General features: G+C 42.2%; 13 protein-coding genes. 12 read left to right on the top strand and 1 reads right to left on the bottom strand.

Annotated elements, in window-relative coordinates:
• Positions 1-334 precede the first annotated feature (334 nt).
• Positions 335-1,630: a hypothetical protein gene (locus tag Q5H80_RS06310; protein ID WP_304569269.1), complete on the bottom strand. Its 1,296-nt coding sequence runs from the start codon at positions 1,628-1,630 to the stop codon at positions 335-337.
• A gap of 500 nt (positions 1,631-2,130) precedes the next feature.
• Between Q5H80_RS06310 and Q5H80_RS06305 the strand changes: the two genes are divergently transcribed.
• From Q5H80_RS06305 to tssH, 12 genes are all read left to right on the top strand, one after another.
• Complete coding sequence (locus tag Q5H80_RS06305) at positions 2,131-4,113, top strand: type VI secretion system Vgr family protein (RefSeq protein WP_304569268.1); 1,983 nt, start codon at positions 2,131-2,133, stop codon at positions 4,111-4,113.
• A 59-nt stretch (positions 4,114-4,172) separates the two neighbouring features.
• A complete protein-coding gene (locus tag Q5H80_RS06300; protein ID WP_012603810.1) occupies positions 4,173-4,733 on the top strand; it encodes a hypothetical protein in 561 nt (186 codons plus the stop codon).
• 24 nt (positions 4,734-4,757) lie between these two features.
• Positions 4,758-5,057 (top strand): PAAR domain-containing protein, encoded by a 300-nt coding sequence (locus Q5H80_RS06295; protein ID WP_304569267.1) that lies wholly within the window; start codon positions 4,758-4,760, stop codon positions 5,055-5,057.
• Positions 5,058-5,275: 218 nt separating this feature from the next.
• On the top strand, positions 5,276-6,730 hold the full coding sequence (locus Q5H80_RS06290; RefSeq protein ID WP_304569266.1) for an ImpA family type VI secretion system protein: 1,455 nt from the start codon (positions 5,276-5,278) through the stop codon (positions 6,728-6,730).
• A gap of 34 nt (positions 6,731-6,764) precedes the next feature.
• A complete protein-coding gene (locus tag Q5H80_RS06285; protein WP_009846608.1) occupies positions 6,765-7,286 on the top strand; it encodes a type VI secretion system tube protein Hcp in 522 nt (173 codons plus the stop codon).
• Between the two features lie 19 nt (positions 7,287-7,305).
• Positions 7,306-7,809 carry a type VI secretion system contractile sheath small subunit gene (gene tssB, locus Q5H80_RS06280; RefSeq protein ID WP_009846607.1) on the top strand — a complete coding sequence of 168 codons (504 nt, stop codon included), beginning with the start codon at positions 7,306-7,308 and terminating at the stop codon, positions 7,807-7,809.
• Positions 7,809-9,287: a type VI secretion system contractile sheath large subunit gene (tssC, locus tag Q5H80_RS06275; RefSeq protein ID WP_009846606.1), complete on the top strand. Its 1,479-nt coding sequence runs from the start codon at positions 7,809-7,811 to the stop codon at positions 9,285-9,287. Before tssB ends, tssC begins: the two co-directional genes overlap by 1 nt.
• 38 nt (positions 9,288-9,325) lie before the next feature.
• Entirely contained in the window at positions 9,326-10,723 is a 1,398-nt protein-coding gene (locus Q5H80_RS06270; RefSeq protein WP_304569265.1) for a type VI secretion system contractile sheath domain-containing protein, read from the top strand.
• Entirely contained in the window at positions 10,720-11,142 is a 423-nt protein-coding gene (gene tssE / locus Q5H80_RS06265) for a type VI secretion system baseplate subunit TssE (protein ID WP_304569264.1), read from the top strand. Before Q5H80_RS06270 ends, tssE begins: the two co-directional genes overlap by 4 nt.
• Complete coding sequence (gene tssF, locus Q5H80_RS06260) at positions 11,135-12,886, top strand: type VI secretion system baseplate subunit TssF (RefSeq protein ID WP_304569263.1); 1,752 nt, start codon at positions 11,135-11,137, stop codon at positions 12,884-12,886. Before tssE ends, tssF begins: the two co-directional genes overlap by 8 nt.
• Before the next feature lie 46 nt (positions 12,887-12,932).
• Positions 12,933-13,865 carry a type VI secretion system baseplate subunit TssG gene (locus Q5H80_RS06255; RefSeq protein WP_304569262.1) on the top strand — a complete coding sequence of 311 codons (933 nt, stop codon included), beginning with the start codon at positions 12,933-12,935 and terminating at the stop codon, positions 13,863-13,865.
• Between the two features lie 46 nt (positions 13,866-13,911).
• Entirely contained in the window at positions 13,912-16,524 is a 2,613-nt protein-coding gene (gene tssH, locus Q5H80_RS06250) for a type VI secretion system ATPase TssH (protein ID WP_304569261.1), read from the top strand.
• Position 16,525: the final 1 nt, after the last annotated feature.

The following is a 16,525-nucleotide window of genomic DNA, read 5'->3' as shown; positions in this document are numbered from 1 at the left end:
CCATCAAGGCAATAAGACGCGTCTTGAGCTTTTCTAATCATTACGAATCCAGATTGAGAGGCCGGCTTTGTGTTTGATGATTGGGTAGCTAGTATGAAACATGAGAGTTACCCCTTATTGTCTTTGATTATGGGATTAACTCCTTTAATCAAAGTGGGTAACTCTCTACGAATCGAAGTATCAGAACTAGTCAGAACTAGTCAGAACTAGTCAGAACTAATATAACGTAGCAACTTCACGAACAAAAACTTCCAACTGTTTTCCTATCCATGTTGTCTACCCTTCGCTATTACGATTTAAGCTTAGACAGCTACACAGAATTTAGGACAGCCTCTTACGCCCAGCGGTCAGAACGTATTAGGAGATCTAAACGTGCCGTTACGTGATGGGCTTTTCCTGCATGAATTTTACTCAATTTACTTTTATGTAAAGCATGAGCGACTTTACTCGCATCCAAATCACTACCGGGAAGAAAGTTCATTTGGCTTCTCGCTGCTTTTAACACCTCAAGAACACCTGGAGTTTTACTCTCTAGAGATATCGGACATTCCTTAATAAACTCTCTTGACTCTTCTTTTAATAGTTCAAAAGACGAGAGAATGTTTTTTTGATGTGCCACTTTATCACTGTCAAGTGTTGTGCCTAATATCTTGGACTTTATCTTGCGTATTCCTCGGCTCAAACTGATTCGTTTGTGTGCATTTGGCGGGGTAACATCAAGAATTTTCAAAAAGTTATAAGGTGAACCATATCTAGGGATGCAAATTATATAGGCAGCCAAGATCGGGATTTTACGTATGTGTTCCGCGAAGAACTGTTCTAGCCTTTCATCACTCATTGATTGAACGTTAATTAGGTAAGTCGTACATTTTTTCTTGAACTCATTATATTCTTTTTCCATTTTCCATTTTTTGATTAGCGAGACAAAAAATTTGAAAATGGACACAATAGCGTTAGCGATAGTTGTTACTGCAGCACCAACACCAGCACTCAGAGAGTTCACTAATATCGTCCCACCACTTTGCAGGGTTGCAATCGAACTTGATACTGCTGCACCTTTTATTTGCTCTCTGATAGATATAATTACGTAAGAACCAACTTTGTTGGTCGCTAGCATAGTCATACCGTCAGATTTTAGGTAGTGCATTGTTTTTGTAATGGTCTTGTACGCTGACTCTAATGCGGCTTTAATATTACCAGCATGCTGTAAAACTTCGCCTAGTGTTTTTGATACAACATCAGGTAATAGAGCGAATAGCTTTTGCTTTAAATCGTTTCCAAAATCTGTAATCGACGATAAAAATTCAGTCAACTTTTGCTTTAAAGTAGACACGATTTTCATAAACCAGTTTTCATCGCTATTCATAGCAGCGCTGCTAGCAACTGATTTAACAGCGCCTGACGCTATTTTGTAGCCGGCACTTGAATTGATTGATGACAATCCGTGAGTTCCAGCGTAGTTAAGAGCCTTACCAAGTCCGATACTCTTATCTACTACCCCTTTAACTTCCTTTAGTTGACCTGCAGTTTTGCCAACAACAACAAGTTTAGAAAAGAGAGATCCACCTTCAAGCTCCGCTTTAGAGAATACTCTCAACATATCAGCGTACATTGGATTTTGATTTTGCATGTATAAAACTCTTATTATTTAGCTGTATTAGTTCAGAAACGAAAGTGTTCTGCTTTTGCAAGAAAGGACAACACATTGAGCATTATTTTTTCAAAGTTAAATTAGGCTTAGACACCTAGAGTATTGAGCTTTATCGCCCGATTATAATTAAACTCTATGTACTCTAATATAGTTTGCCATATCTGTTCTTTTGTCACAATCGGCTAATATCGCTCTGCCGCAAATATAATTAGATTCATAGAGACTGATGAAGCTCTTAAGGCAAGCTGTGGTGAGAATGAATCGGTAATTTTTGGTACTCAAGCCTGCATCTTCAGGTTGATTCGGTATACAGGCTACTTCTAAATTAAGAAGCAGCCTTCCAAAGAAAGCTATAATACACCTTAATATATTATCAAATTTATGCTATAAATTTAGACTCATAATTCCAAATCAAGTCAGTTCATTAATATTGATACCACACAATATCAGAACATCTTCGAGCATTATCAGGCGAGCCTATGACGGATAATTTCTCCCCTTCTGCCAGTGCGATTGTGGCAAAAGATTCTAAAAGCAATGAGCATGCAGTCAGCGATTTTGCTATTTCTGAGTACCTATCGAAGCCTTTTAAAATCGAACTAACACTCATATCAAAAAATTTTTCAATTGATGACCAGCTTGGTCAAAAGCTTTCGATAACACGCTTTATTAACGACACTAACAACCAAGCAGCCACGCGTGTATTCAACGGCATTGTTACGCAAGTTCAATTATTGGGCATGGACAGTAACCTGCAGTATTCTAGTTATCGCATCACTCTAAGGCCGTGGTTTTGGTTATTGATACACACTCACTCTTTCCGTGTTTATCAAAACCAATCGACTAAAGATATCGTTTCAGATGTGTTAACCCAAGCAGGTTTCAGTGGCTCGTTTAAAGCTGGCACCATGCCCTCATCCAAACGAGAGTATTGCGTTCAATATGATGAAAGCGACTTTGATTTCGTAACTCGCCTGCTTGCTGAAGAAGGGGTTCATTACTTTTTCCAACACAGCGACTCAGATCACGTGATGATGCTACAGGACGCTCAGAGCCCTTATAAAAAGTCAGATATCGGTAAACTGGACATGATTGAAGTCCCTTCAGGCAACAATCCGTTGATCGATAAATGGATGCCACAAGGTCAATTTCATGGTTCCAGTATCGAACTGACTAGCTATGATTACTCACAAACTAAACTCGTGAGCAGCAAACAGAAAAAATCCGGTCACAAAATAGCTAACAACACAAAGCTAACGAAACAGTTTTACCCTAACCTTGGTATAACTGGTGGGATGGAAGACCTTGCCAGTAACCTAGTGAAAAGACGCATTGAACAGCTCGAGCAAAATTATCAAACCGTAGAAGCCGAAGCGCAACACGATTCATTTGAATTGGGCAAGTGGTTTTCGCTATCATCCCATTTAGACAAAGATCAACTCGGTGACTATTTAGTCACAGAACTTCACACGAGTTATAGCACCGAAAACCATTGTCAAACACGTCTCACCCTTCTTGACACGTCGACTCCTAATTATCCTTCACCGACGGATAAGGCAAAAATACACGGACTACAAAGCGCCATCGTAGCCGGCAATACCGCAGGTGAGATTAATCAAGATGAACAAGGTCGAGTTCGCATTCAATTTCATTGGGATACACAAACATCCGGAGACAAAACGAGTTGCTACGTGCGTGTTGCTCAGATGATGGCTGGCAATGGTTATGGTGCTCAGTTTATTCCAAGAGTAGGACAAGAAGTACTGGTCAGTTTTATTGATGGTGACCCAGACCAACCGATTATCACAGGAAGCGTTTATAACAGTAAAAACCCACCACCTTACAAAGAAGCTAACTCAACGAAAACAGGCATTAGCACTAAGTTAAGCGGATTGGCTAACGAGCTCTATTTTGACGATAAGAAAGACAATGAGCTCTTGTACATGCATGCAACCAAAGACTTCACGAAAGAAATAGAGAACAACCTGACAGAGACCATTAAAGGTGAACTGATCCAGAAAACCACCAAACAAGTTAACGTCTCAACAGAAGATAATTACACCCTCAACTCAGACAAAGCTATCACTGCCAAAGGTAAATCTATATCCCTAGAAGCGGATGACAAGATTGAGCTAAAGGTTGGGTCCAGCAAAATCACTATGTCTTCATCTTCTATTAGTATTGAAGCAAGTAACATTGATATCAAAGCTAGTAGCGCACTCAACCTTGAAGGCATGAACGTAACAAGTAAGGCGACATCCGCGAACAAGATATCAGGTGTAACAACCGCTCTCGAAGCGACAAGCTCCAACAGTATTAAAGGACTCAGTGTCGCGATTAAAGCGGATACCACACTCACAGCTGAGGGTTCTTTAAGTGCCGAGTTTAAATCAGGCCTAAAAGGTACTTTTAATGGCGGCGTACTTGGTGAATTAAAGGGTGCTATTGTAAAGGTGAATTAGTGAATTCAATAGCTAGCATTTAAACCACACTAAAGCACAAATTCAGGTAAGACAGAAACATGTATAAAAAAATTCCATATCAAACTGGCAGACAGTTGCTCGACAGATTCTCGAGCTCCGACGAAGCACAAGCACTGATTAATGACGAATTCAACATTGATGATTCTATTCAAGCTTTATTGGAAAGCGAGCTATATTTCGACTTAGTTCAGCTCCTTGCTCACGGATTGCCTGTTCGAGAGGCCATTTGGTGGGGCGCACATACGCTCGATGCGAGAAGTGATGTGTGGTCTACAATGCAAAAACAATGTATTTCAACAGCCAAAGATTGGGTCAAGTCTCCTTCAGAAGAACAGAGAAGAAAGAGTGAACTCTTTGCGAATAAGCTCCAACTAAATTGTGGGCCATCTTGGCTAGCTCAAGCCGTATTTTGGAACGGATCTGGCAGTATTGTTGCACCTGACTTACCCAATGTTCTTCCCGACCCTTTCTTATATTCCAAAGCGGTAGCGGGCGCAATCAACCATTCCGCAGCCTTACCCAATTGGGATAAAACCAACGAGTACTATAAGAAATCCATTGGTATTGCTCTCGAGCTTGCCAAAGGCAGCCAATCATAAAGTTACAGATGACAGGAGTGGCCGATGACGTTAGCCGCAAGATTAACTGACATGCATGTTTGCCCGATGCAGACACCCGCACTTCCACCAATCCCCCATGTCGGTGGCCCAATCGTTGGTCCTGGTGTACCGACGGTTCTCATTGGCAATATGCCTGCAGCAACGCTTGGGGATATGTGTGTTTGTGTTGGTCCCCCAGATAGCATCATCAAAGGCAGTGCTACTGTACTTATCATGAATAAGCCTGCTGCGCGTATGGGAGATACAACCGCCCACGGGGGTACTATTGTCTTGGGTATGCCTACCGTAATGGTTGGAGGATAAAACCCTTGCATTTCATAAGGTTTCGAAAAGTCGGCTTATTGGGTAATTTTGTTGGATAAAGTTCAAATTTTTGAGTAAATATCTATTTTACATAGGACTTTTTAAGAAAAAGCGATAGAATATATAAATGTTAAATATTTTATATGAAACATAAGTAATAACTATTAGAAATACCACTTTATGTGATCGAGATATCAAAGAACTTTAACAGGACGTGTATGACAGAAATTGCTCATTTACTGACTCCAATCTCGGATAATGAACCCTCCGGCTCTTACCTGAAATTGGATAGAAGCGCATACCGCAGTTTAAGAAACGTTTACAATAGCGCTCAATCTTCATTTCGTCAGTTAGTTGAAACACCTGATGCATCTTCTGACCCAGCAATTGTGGACGCTAATACTGAAAACTGGGCTGAGCTAAGAAAAATTTCTGAAGAGACACTCACCTCCCAGTCTAAAGATTTAGAAATATTAGGTTGGTACATCACTAGCCAGCTTTTTACTTCACAGCCATTTCATAACCTTGCTACAGCTATCCCGGCTTTAAACCTTTTCATCAACCAATTTTGGGATACGCTAAATCCAATGCTGCCAGACGCTAAATTAAAAGCTTCTGATGATGCAGGAAAAGCAAAGGAAATCACTGAGTTCAGAGCTAAAGCTCTACTTCAGCTAGTTGGTGAATCCCTGGACTCCAGTTCTCTTTACATACCTTTTCAAATGCTTGATTTTTGTTCAGGTGTGACTTTTGGGGATTACCTCACAGCCGAACGAAAAGGTAACATCGCTGAGCTGAAAGAATCAGCCTTGAACTCATTTGATCAAAGCGTTTCAGAAACACTCTTCCATTTAGCCAGTATCTATAGTGATCTGGAAATGGCAGAGAAAAACCTGGCTGAAAAGTGCCAAGCTGTTGGCGCCTCTGTGATCAGTTTCAACTTTATCAAAACCAACGTACGTGACCTGATCAAAGCGATTCATTTCCTAGTTGGAGAAAAATTCGCTCCTTGGCCTTTGGACGACAACTTCCACGTTGTCCAAAACTCAACCGAAACGCGCGAGCAAAGCGATTCAATACCTTCGGCATCGGAACAGACGGTTGCCGTCAAAAATGAACCTATTTCAGGAACAGGCCATAATTCAGAGCCAGTTAATCAAGGTAACGGGAGCGTAGTAGATAACGGTCAGGTTCAATCATCAAATGGCCAACCCTCTCAAACCCAAACTCAGACGATTGTTCAAAACGTGTCGAGTATTAACGGTATTGTTAATCGTGATCATGCGTTTCAGGAAATTAGAAAAATTGCTGAGTATTTTAAAGAGACTGAACCTCATAGCCCAATCGCCTTTTTATTGGAGCGTTCAATTCGTTGGGGTTACATGAGCTTCCCAGAACTACTCCAAGAAATGATTGGTAATGAGCAAAGTGTGATCGCTCAAATTAATCAAATGACCGGGATGGATAACCTAGACGAGTTGGACTTGTCAGGCAAGCCCGTCCCAGTAATAACTTCAGCACCAGAGTTTGCTCCGGTGTCGAAACCGACTATTGAGGAACCAACTAAAGTAACGCCAGTTCCTATTAGTCCAAATAGCACAGCAGATACCAACCAAGCATCTGAATCTACTTCCAACTCATCATCAGGCAGCATGCAAGATTTTGAGTGGTAAAGCCCATTAATTGCATTAAGCAAGGAGAAACACTATGGCTTCTATTTTTATGAGAATTGAAGGTACGACACCAAAAGGTGCAGCAACGGTAGAAAAAATCGGGGGCAAAGATGGTTTCTTCGCACTCGATAGTATTTCTTGGAGCGCTGTCCGTGGTGTTGGCATCGATGTAGGTAACGCAAACAATGCTGACCAAGGCATGGTTGCTCTTGGCGAAGTTAACATTTCTCGTGGCTGTGATGGTGCGTCGCCACATCTAACTACCTTCTTGTACGCTCCGGGTCCAGAAGGTCGCACTGTTGAAATCGTTATGACAAAACCAAACCGTGAAGGTTCTGGTGCAGATCCATACCTAATTCTAACGATGAAAATGGCTCGTATGTCTAGCTACAATATGTCAGGTACAGACGGTTCACTTCCTAGCGAATCTTTCAGCCTAACCTACACTCAAATTTCTAAGGCTTACTACATTGAAGCTGACGGCGGTAAGATCGAGAAAGGTCCTGAAGTTGGCTTCGACGCGACTACAGCTAAAGTCACTTCAACTGCTAAGTAATTAATCAAGGAGAGTTAACGTGGCACTAAATTCCCAACATAAACGCGTAAGTAAGAACCGCGTAAGTATTACCTATGACGTTGAGACTAATGGCGCTGTAGAAACCAAAGAGCTCCCTTTTGTTGTTGGGGTTATTGGTGACTACTCAGGCCATAAGCAAGACAAAGAAGAAGTAGAAGATCGCACTTTCTACAACGTTGATAAAGACAACTTCGATACTGTAATGAAGCGCGTTGGCCCTGAGTTATCCCTAAAAGTAGACAACGTACTTGCAGGTGATGACAGCCAGTTTGAAGCAAGCCTTAAATTTGACTCGATGAAAGATTTCGAACCTGAAGCAATCATCGAGCAAGTTGAACCGCTAAAAAAACTAGTTGAAACCCGTAACCAACTGAAAGTACTTCTTTCTAAAGCCGATCGTTCTCGCGACCTAGAAAAACTGCTTAAAGAAGTTCTACAAAGTGCTGACACGATTAATGCGCTTTCTGATGAGCTAGGCATAAAAGAAGAAGGAGCTGAGTAATGAGTACTGAAACAGAGAATCAAGCGCAAGCAGAAGCGACAGAAGGCTCACTCAGCTTTCTAGACCGAGCGATTGAAGCAACCACTCAAACTCCGGCAGATACTACGAAAGAACTGTTTTCTGTACTTACAGAGCAAGCACTTTCTGGAACAGTAACGTGGGACAAAAACGTTACTAAGACGATTGAAAATGCAATCTCTGAGATAGATAAGAAACTATCTCAACAGTTATCTGAAGTCATGCAGCAGAAAGACTTACAGAAACTTGAAGGCTCTTGGCGTGGTCTACAAAAGCTTGTTAAAGAGAGTGAACTTGGCCGTGATCTAAAGATTAAAATGGTTGATTTCACACAAGAAGAGCTGCTTGACCAATTTGAAGACGCACCGGCAATTGACCGAAGCCCATTATTCAATGCGGTTTATCAAGGTGAGTTTGGTACTGCTGGCGGTCAGCCTTACGGTACTTTCATTGGTGATTACGAGTTTAGCGCAAAAGATGAAGACGTTGCTCTACTTCGCTACATGGGTGAAGTTGCTGCAGCATGTCATGCACCGTTCATTGCCGCTGCAAATGCTGAAATGTTCGAGTTCAACAGCTTCCAAACTTTCTCTGAAGGCAAACCTGTAGCAGCAGGCTTCGACTCTCCTGCATACGCAGCATGGAATTCATTCCGTGAAAGTGACGATGCACGTTACGTAACACTAACACTGCCTCGCACTCTTGCTCGTCTACCTTATGGTGATAAAGGTCTAAGTACTGATGTATTCGCATACGAAGAGCTTGCAACCGATATGGATGGCAGTCCAAAGCCAACCAGCAATGACCAATTAGTTTGGTCGAATGCTGCATATGAACTGGGTCTTAAAATGACTCAAGCATATACTGCTTCGGGTTGGTGTACATCTATCCGTGGACTTGATAACGGTGGTAAAGTAGAAAATCTACCTAACCTAACCTACAAGTCTGAAGCTGGCGATCTACTTCAGCAGTGTCCAACAGAAGTGAATCTAACTGACGAGCGCGAGAAAGAGCTTTCAGACCTTGGTTTCCTTCCTTTGGTTCATTATAAAAGTTCTAACTACGCTGTGTTCATCGGTGGCCAAACAACTCAGAAACCTAAAACATTTACAGACCCAGACGCAACAGCGAATGCTGCGATATCTGCTCGCCTACCTTACATCATGGCAAGTAGCCGTATCGCCCACTACCTGAAAGTAATGGGTCGAGACAAGCTAGGTTCAAACCTTGAAGCTCCTGATATCAAACGAGAGCTGCAACTATGGATCGACCAATACACCAACGCTGGTGCAATTGGTAATGAGCAACGAGCGAAAACACCTCTTTGCGAATCTCGTATTGAAGTCGTTGAGCAACCAGGCAAGCCGGGTGCATACTCAGCTGTCGCTCATTTAAGACCTTGGTTACAACTTGAAGAGCTGACAACCTCAGTTCGAATGGTTGCTAAGATTCCTGGCTAATAGGGATTTGGCCGGAGTAATCCGGCCAAAATTTTTGTATGAAGTTAGATACGGAATGGCAAAACAAATTTAACCAATTAGATAATACAGATAATACCTTTATAAAAGAGGCTTTATCTCTATTATCTGAGCTAGACCAACACTCTTTGCGCTCTAAATCCTCATTGATTTCATTGATATCCACACTAATATCGAAGATTGATACTACACTCAGTTTACAGCTCGATGCTGTCATTCATGAGCCTGATTTTCAAAAGTTAGAACGCAACTGGTTGAGTCTTCAGCAACTTGTATCTTTACCCATCAGCTACCAAAGGGCTCATGTAAAATTACTCGATATGAATTGGGCTGAGATCTCCAGTGATGTTAATCAAGCGTACTCAACAAAATCCAGCGACTTGTATAACAAGATAGGTAATAGCGAGCTCAATACTTTAGGGGGTCACCCCTTTGGATGCATCACATTTAGCCACCCCATCGCGATGGATATCGATTTTGATGCCAATTATGACGACCTATTTACCGTAGAACTGTTAGGTAAATTAGGGGAAGCGACGCTCTGCCCGATGCTTTTCTCTCCAACACCAACCTTTTTTGGTGAAAGTGGTGCAGACTGGCTCTCTGATATAACGCGAATCAACAAAATTCTATCCGGTCCTGATTTCAAAGCGTGGCAAGACCTACGCAGTAAACCAAGTTCACGCTTTATTGGCATGGCGTTACCTCAGGTTCGTCTTCGTGATGCATACAAAAACCGACGAGTCGGCTTTGTTTATAATGAACAAGGCAAAGGCTCATGGGGCTTAGCCAATATGGTACTAGCCACTACAATCATGCGGGAATTTCATCGTGTGAACTGGTTCGGCTTTCTGAAGTCCCGCTGGAATGACAAGTTGCAAGGCTCTGTTATTAACCTCCCTGCGAGCCACTATTTTGACAGCCACCTGCAAAAACCAGTAGCGGATGTTAGTTTATTCGGGCAACTGTCTAATTTTTACGCGCAAAGTGGCTTTATTCCATTAACCAAAAGCCCTTTAACCAATAAGTTTTACTTCAATGGCAATAACTCTATTTGGCAGTGTGGGCAGAACGATAATGACAAAGTGTTAACTCAGATTCAGACTACGCTAATGTCTTGCAGAATTGCCCATTATCTAAAAGTGCAAGTGCGTGAGATGGTCGGTAGTTTCAACAGTGCCAACGAGTGTGAGCTGTTTTTAACAAACTGGATCGAAAAGTTTTCCAGCAATGTCTCATTTGCAAATGAAGAAACCTTGTCCAAATATCCATTGAGCTTTGCCAAAGTTAGTGTCAAAGAATCTCGCTCTCAAGCTGGCAGTTTTGCCTGCACTCTGCGTATCGTTCCTCAATACCAATTTGATTACTTTAGTGGCGAGGTTGTGCTGACTACCGATCTAAACGAGGTAGCATCATGAGTTTTTGGAAAACCTTTATCAGCAATGCAAAGCCCTATCAGGACGCCGAGATTGAAGATATTAAGTTCCACCTAACCAAGCTGTTAGAGGCAGAAGCTTCATTGACAGAAATTGATAATAGGCTCTTTGAAGTAAACCGCTCGAACTTTAAATTTGGTATCGAAGATGTTCATTTACTGAGCGCAACCTTAGAAAACACTCAGATCACTTTACGTATCGAGGCTTGGATAAAAAGCTTCGAGCCACGATTACACGACATATCTGTTGAGCTCGGGCAGCGTAAAGAAGGTGATAATTCACTATCGTTCAACATCATAGCTAAAGTGAAGACCAATAATGGTGAACGAGACCTAATCTTTGATTCAAGAATCGCACTAAGCGATTTAACTACATCTATAGAAGAAGATAGCTATGACTGAGCCCATTATGCGTTACTTCGAGCAAGAACTGGCCTTTGTGCGCCGTTCGTTAGGTCAGTTCGGTCAGGAATACCCTACTCATGCCGAAAACCTCAATATTCATCAAGGTAAGATCGAAGACCCTAGCATGGCTCGCTTACTCGACGGTGTAGCACTATTGAACGCAAAGGTAGAAAAAAAACTATCTGAACAGTTGCCTGAAGTTATCGAAGGTATTTTGAGTGTTCTCTACCCTTCTTATATTCAAACTGTTCCTAGTGTTGCTTATCTTGAACTTCATACTGAAGACGGTCCTATTGAATCAAGCAGCTTGCCTAAAGGCTCACTTTTTTCAAGTACAAACACGAAAAACGAGTGCCTATTTAAGACCGTTGACGAACTCAATATAGCACCATTTAATTTAAGCAATGCCAGAGCATTGAGTGCGCCGTTTAGTTTCAACAGACCTTCAACAGCTAACCAAAGCTCCGCGGTTGTTCAGATATCTCTGAGTACTGGTGATCCGGATGTTTATTTCAGCCATTTAGAATTAGGTGATCTCGATTTCTTCGTCAAAGGCTTCGAAAATAATGCTGACTCTCTCGTCGATTTGCTTCTCAACAATACCTTGTCGATTTCCATTTCCGATTCCGAGTGTGCCCAACACTCGACCGTTGATAACCTTCAACTAAAAAATCGAATCAGTGATCTCGAGTTTAAGTTCTTGCCTGAACACGGAAATCAATTCACCGGTTATCAACTGATCAATGAATTCTTCTTTTTCAAAGAGAAGCGACAGTTCTTTAGACTAAAAAACTTTGCTGAACACGCGAACAAATTTGACGAGTCTGAAATCGTGATTAATTTGTTTATGTCATCATTGCCATCAGAGTTCATTCGTCTATTTAATAGAGACGTATTCAAGCTCAATGTCGTGCCTGCGATTAATTTATTTGAGCAAACTGGCGAACCGATCCCATATGACCACCGGACTCTATCCGTTCCAGTTAATGCCGACGCTCATAGTGACAACAATATAGAAATTATTGAAATTCAAAACGTCTATGAAATCACTCCGAACGGAGAGGTCCCTTTAATTCCACTTTTTAAAGAAAAGTATTCACATAACCAAAGTTACGACTACTGGCAAAGTAAACACGATCACTTTGGTGAAGTAAGCATAGCGATTTCGTTATCGGACACGACAAATACAGAATTTAGCAAGCTACTTGGTACCAAGTTACTGTGTACTAATGGGAAGCAAGCTTGTGGTGTAATCGGCACTTTGGAATGCTTAGAGAGTATTGATTTACCCGGTGATTTCTCACCTATTTACCCGCCCTCTGCGCCGATTAAAAAAGAAATCGACCAAAACATCCACTGGGAATTTATTAGCTTATTGAACACCAACTTCACATCATTGGTGCAATCTAGCAACCCGGTAGCTGAACTCAAACATATGTTGAGTTTGTGCAGTCGCGACCAGGTATCAAGCACAGAAATTCAGATGATTCACTCAATTACATTCAATTCGCAAGTTTCTGCAATTCGTGTGTTGGGTAAGAACGTGTTCTCGCCCGGAACCGAGATTGAACTTACGCTTGATGCCACCTCACCTTATCTAGCATTTGCCGATGTGTTGAATCGCTTCTTCCAGCAATTTTGCAGTTTTGATAGATACATCCAACTTAAGATTCGTCTCTATGGGCGAGATGGTTTCATAAAAAAATACCCTAAGATTCACGGTAGTCAATTGTGCCTGTAACTCCACAAAATAAGCACAATTGGATCGATCGTTATAGGAAGCCGATATGAAGCATTTCATCGAAGATCTAACGACTCAACCCGAAAAGTACGACTTCTCGCAAGCAATGAGACTATTGGAACGACTCCAGTCTCACAGCTCTACTCAGCTACAAATCCAATTGAAGTCTGAGGCAATGCCAACCGGGAACCCTCAAGAAATTCAGTACTTTTCGCTAAAGGGAAACAAGGCAAAGCTGAGATTGGCAAAAGAAGCGCTTTCTGGTGTAAAAGGGGTAATTCCCAATTATATTTATGAAGAGTTGTTAAGCGCGATACACAACGACGATCATTCACTGCAAGACTTTCTGGATGTGTTTAATCAACGCCACTTTGAAATCACCTATCGAACTAATGTGCAACGTTGGTTACTCGTTGAAAACGAGCAGAATTCCAAAAAAACGGCGTTATTGAATCATTTTTCAGCACTTGGGAAAGAACACAAAGAATACCTGCAATACTCACTATTACTTAGCCAACAAAGCCGTAGCCTTACAACGCTAAAAAAGATACTCAATGATTTTTTTCCTTACTCAATCAATGTCGAATGTAAGGCATTTGAACGTCGCCTATTGCCTACAGATTCATTGACACGACTAGGTACAAATCGGGATTTCAATAGCCGTTTAGGCCAAGGTTTCTTAGTAGGAAAAACCTGCCTCGTTAATTTCAACAACTTGAGTATTTTTGTTACTCCAAAAAGCAGAAGTGAATTCCTAGAAATTCAGCAAGATGACCAATTGGCGAAATCCATGTGGTCTTTGACTCAGCATTACTTAAAAGACAACACGCCTGTTGCCATCTATTTGAACGTTAAGCGTTCATATTTAACCAAACCCCGTTTATCAAGCAACGTTTCTATTGCAGCTCGCCTAGGAGAGATTGATTATCTTGCCCCTCAGCATAGTCCTAATAAAAGTGTAAACATTTTGCTTTTATAGTTCGCAATATGGTTCGTGTAGATTATAGAAATATAAGGAATAAACAATGACACAAGTAACGCTCACTAACTTAGTAGGCAAGCTAGCACCTACCCTAAAGCAGGCGCTCGAAGCATCTGCTGGTTCAGCAATGAACCAAGGTGTTGGAGCTATAGAGGTTGAACACTGGGTTCTTCAACTTATCTCCCAGAAAGACCCAATGCTAATGACATTGTGTGAATCTCAAAAACTTTCAATAGATGCCTTAGTCAATGAATTGACAAAGAAAATATCTATGCTCCCAAAAGGCAATGAAGGTCAACCGACGTTAAGCCACGGGTTAACGGAATTAATCAAAGACGCTTGGATGATTGCATCAGTAAACTACGGGCATGGAGAGATCGTCAGCCTACACCTTATTCAAGCTCTAATGCAGCAAAACGTATTAGGTGTGACGACCTTACAACTTGAATCATTAAGCAATGTTTCACTTGAGTCTCTGCAAGGTCTTATCAAGAAAACCCCTATAGCACGTAACTCTTCAGCACCTTCAGCTAATGGCGCTGTCGATAGTACCCCCGCGGGTAACGACGCTCTAAGCAAATACACAGTAAACCTAACTCAGCAGGCTATTGATGGCAACATCGACCCAATTTCAGGCCGTAATGCAGAAGTAAGAAAAGCGATTGATATCTTGTGTCGTAAGCGCCAAAACAACCCGATTATGGTCGGTGAACCAGGCGTAGGTAAAACCGCTGTTGTTGAAGGATTAGCGTTAAGAATTGCAGCCGATGAAGTCCCTAGTGCTCTACAAGGCGTACAGATCCACTCTTTAGACCTTGGCTTACTGCAAGCCGGTGCTAGCGTTAAAGGTGAGTTTGAGAACCGCTTAAAAGACGTCATCAATGAAGTAAAAAGCTCAGAAGTACCCATCATTGTATTTATCGATGAAGCTCACACCCTTATCGGTGCGGGCGGCGCTGCTGGACAAAACGACGCGGCAAACCTTCTAAAACCAGCCTTGGCGCGTGGTGAGTTCAAAACCATCGCTGCGACAACATGGGCGGAATACAAAAAGTACTTCGAAAAAGATCCGGCTCTAACACGCCGATTCCAAGTTGTGACCATTGAAGAGCCTAACGCAGAAGATGCGATGCAAATGCTTCGTGGTGTGGCTGCTTCATTGCAAGCTCACCATGGCGCTTTTATTGCTGAATCCGCGATTGAAGCAGCGGTCAACTTATCGATCCGTTACCTTCCAAGTCGCCAACTGCCAGACAAAGCCATTAGCCTACTTGATACTGCCAGTGCACGAATCGCACTGACACAAGGCGCGAAGCCAGAAGTATTGGAAACACTAGAGCAGACGATTCGTTATCAAGAAAACGAAAAATCAGCATTAGAAAAAGAAGAGGCACTGTTCTCCAACAGCGCTGAGTTGATTAAAGAGCTCACACTATCGATAGAAGAGAACCAACAAACGTTGGCTGCGTATTACACGCGTTGGGAAAAAGAGATTGAATTAGTAGACCAAATTAAAGTGGTTCAGCAAGAGATAACTGAAGCACAAGAGCTAAATGCGGTTGACTCCAACAAGCAGCAGCGACTCGACGGCCTACGTATCGAGTTAGCAAACGTACAAGGTGAGGAGCCCCTCGTCTATGCCATGGTCGACGATAACACTATTGCTCAGGTGATTGCGAATTGGACTGGTATCCCGGTTGGTAACATGATGAGCGATGAAATCGCTAAGCTGCTGACCTTGGAAGATGAACTTAATACTCGAGTGATAGGACAAGATGTCGCAAAGAACGAACTAGCAAAAGCAATTCGTATTTCCCGAGCGGGTTTAACGGACAATCGTAAACCGATTGGTGTGTTCCTAATGTGTGGCCCAAGTGGTGTCGGTAAAACTGAAACTGCAATGGCACTTGCGGAGCAACTGTACGGAGGAAGCAACGATCTTACCGTTATTAACATGACCGAGTTTAAAGAGGAGCATAAAATTTCCATGCTACTCGGCTCACCAGCAGGTTACGTGGGCTTTGGTGAAGGTGGTGTATTGACGGAAGCGATTCGACGCAACCCTTATTCTGTATTGCTATTGGATGAGATGGAGAAGGCACACCCTGGCGTACATGATCTGTTCTATCAAATCTTCGATAAAGGTCATATCAAAGACAGCGAAGGTCGAACCGTCGATTTCAAGAACACCATCATTATTATGACGTCGAACGCTGCCGACCAAGCTATCTGTGATGTGTGTGCTCAGACTACCGATCGCATCGATAATGACAAGCTACTCGAATCAATACGTCCGGATCTGCAACAATACTTTAAACCTGCATTTTTAGGCCGAACTACCATTGTTCCCTACTACCCACTTAACGATGAAGAATTGGCGAAAATCACAGAAATATCGCTAAATCGAATCAAAAAGAAACTTGCAGAGCAATATAAAGCTTCATTCACTTGGGATACGAATTTCATTCAGTTCGTGGTCGACCGTAATACCGATCCAACCACTGGCGGTCGCGCTGTAGAACAAATTATTAACCGTTCACTGATGCCAAGATTAGCCGAAGAATGTATCGGGCGATTAAGCCGCAGCGAACCCATTACTCAAGTAACAGTTAGCGCAACGAACAACAGTGCTGACTTCGATTTATCTATTAAGTAGG

The organism is Vibrio sp. SNU_ST1 (genome assembly GCF_030563405.1).
Taxonomy (GTDB): Bacteria; Pseudomonadota; Gammaproteobacteria; order Enterobacterales; family Vibrionaceae; genus Vibrio.
This window is presented reverse-complemented; position numbering and strand designations above follow the sequence as displayed.